3 protein-coding genes are annotated in these 2,097 nt (G+C 64.7%); all 3 read left to right on the plus strand.

The annotated features are described in order from the left end of the window. The first annotated feature begins 47 nt into the window (after nucleotides 1-47). Nucleotides 48-290 (plus strand): type II toxin-antitoxin system Phd/YefM family antitoxin, encoded by a 243-nt coding sequence (locus tag AYK65_RS21870; RefSeq protein WP_081160664.1) that lies wholly within the window; start codon nucleotides 48-50, stop codon nucleotides 288-290. Beyond that, nucleotides 290-709 (plus strand): type II toxin-antitoxin system VapC family toxin, encoded by a 420-nt coding sequence (locus AYK65_RS21875; RefSeq protein WP_081160666.1) that lies wholly within the window; start codon nucleotides 290-292, stop codon nucleotides 707-709. Before AYK65_RS21870 ends, AYK65_RS21875 begins: the two co-directional genes overlap by 1 nt. A 212-nt stretch (nucleotides 710-921) precedes the next feature. After that, nucleotides 922-2,097: a site-specific integrase gene (locus tag AYK65_RS21880; protein ID WP_081160667.1), complete on the plus strand. Its 1,176-nt coding sequence runs from the start codon at nucleotides 922-924 to the stop codon at nucleotides 2,095-2,097.

A 2,097-nucleotide genomic window follows, 5' to 3' on the forward strand; every position in this document is an offset into this window, starting at 1 on the left:
AATTCCATCGCCGCTCGACGAGAGACTTAAATCCACGGAGAACCACGATGACCGTCACAGTCAAGGTCGCAGAGGCCAAGACGCATCTGTCTGAGCTGCTGGCCCGGGTCGAAGCCGGCGAAGAGGTGATCATTTCCCGCGGCAACAAACCCGTTGCCCGGCTGTCGCGCATCCGCCGCGAAAATGACATCGATGCGCTCATCGCTGAGATCAAATCCCAGCGTGCCGGCCGCCAACCCACGACACAGGAAGAAATCCGTGAATGGCGCGACGAAGGCCGGCGGTACTGATGGCCTTCATTCTCGACGCCTCGATCGCTGCCGCCTGGTTTCTTCCCGATGAACAGCATGATGCCGCCGACCGGTTGATGGCTGATCTGCGCGCGACCATTGGCGTGGTACCGGCCTTGTTCTGGTTCGAGACGCGCAATCTGTTCCTGGTCGCCGAGCGGCGGGGACGACTCCGGCCGGGCGAAGCGCTTCTTTTGATGACGCAACTGCGCGGGTTGTCTCTGGAAGATGGCGGATCAGGCAGCGACGGCCTGGTGCTCGACCTTGCGGCTCGTCACATGCTGACCGCGTATGACGCCAGCTACGTTGCGCTTGCGAAGGCGCAGGAGATGCCGCTGGCGACAGCCGACCGGAAGATGGCCGCCGCAGCACGCGCGGAAGGTTTGCAGATCGTAGGTCCACTTGAGCATGAGCACTGATCCAGACATGCGCAATTCTATCGGCGGGGATGAACGTAACGCCGAGCCCCCGTCCCGCCCCCGCGCTCGCGAAATAGACATGGAACGGGTGTGGGATCTCGCGGCGGAGTGCCGGTGCACAGTCTTGGTTGGAACCAGCTCCGCTCACGACGATCTCTATGACGAGCACGGCCTGCCGCGATGATCGCCGGCGACCACCTAGCGAGGGGTCGATGATGACCGATCGTGGTCCAGGCATTTCTGCTACCGAGGCCATGCACCGCCGCGCCGAGGAACTTGACGCGCTCGACGCCATCCTGCCGTTCGACCGACGCGATCAGCTCGCCGCGCTGCTGACCGACGACGACGTCGAGACTCTAAAACATCTCGCCAGCCAAGGCATGGGCGAAAACACGCTCAGGGCGCTTGCCTCGGACCTCGGTTACCTCGAGGCCTGGTGCCAGCTCGCCACCAGTACCCGCCTCCCCTGGCCGGCTCCGGAAAGTCTGCTGCTGAAATTCGTGGCCCATCACCTCTGGGATCCGGTGAAGCGCGCCGAGGATCCGACCCACGGCATGCCGGCCGACGTTGAGGCCGGTTTGCGGGCCGAACGGCTGCTCAGGACTGCCGGCCCGCACGCACCAGGCACGGTGCGACGGCGGCTGACCAGTTGGTCGATTCTGACGCGCTGGCGCGGCCTGACCGGCGCCTTTGGCGGGCCGTCGCTGAAGTCCGCGCTGCGGCTTGCGGTGCGCGCCAGCGCCCGACCACGCCAACGCAAAAGCCGCAAGGCCGTCACCGGCGACGTGCTCGCAAAACTGCTCGAAACCTGCGCCAGCGATCGGCTGGTCGACCTGCGCGATCGTGCGCTGTTTTTGACCGCCTTTGCCTCCGGCGGCCGTCGGCGGTCGGAAGTGGCGGCATTGCGGGTCGAGGATCTCGTCGACGAGGAGCCGGTGCGCGCCGATGCGGCCAACGAGACCTCCCCTCCCCTCCCCTGTCTCAGTCTTCACCTCGGCCGCACCAAGACGAGCACCAGTGATGACAGCGCGCATGTACTGCTGATCGGCCGGCCAGTGAGCGCCTTGAAGCATTGGCTGGCGGAAGCTGCGATCAAGGAAGGGCCAGTGTTCCGGCGCATCGATCAGTGGGGCAATGTCGACCGGCGGGCGCTGACGCCACAATCGGTCAACCTGATTCTGAAAGCGCGCTGCAGGCAGGCCGGTCTCGATCCGGCGCTGTTTTCGGCGCATGGCTTGAGATCCGGATATCTGACCGAGGCCGCCAACCGCGGCATTCCGCTTCCGGAGGCGATGCAGCAATCATTGCACAAGTCGGTGGCGCAGGCGGCAAGCTATTACAACAACGCGGAACGAAAGAATGGACGAGCGGCGCGGCTGATCACCTGA

Origin of the sequence: Ensifer aridi (genome assembly GCF_002078505.1) — a bacterium.
Taxonomy (GTDB): domain Bacteria; phylum Pseudomonadota; class Alphaproteobacteria; order Rhizobiales; family Rhizobiaceae; genus Sinorhizobium; species Sinorhizobium aridi.

Coding starts and splice junctions, on each gene's coding strand:
- AYK65_RS21880 (WP_081160667.1), top strand. CDS start 922: ATGATGACCGATCGTGGTCCAGGCATTTCTGCTACCGAGGCCATGCAC.
- AYK65_RS21870 (WP_081160664.1), top strand. CDS start 48: ATGACCGTCACAGTCAAGGTCGCAGAGGCCAAGACGCATCTGTCTGAG.
- AYK65_RS21875 (WP_081160666.1), top strand. CDS start 290: ATGGCCTTCATTCTCGACGCCTCGATCGCTGCCGCCTGGTTTCTTCCC.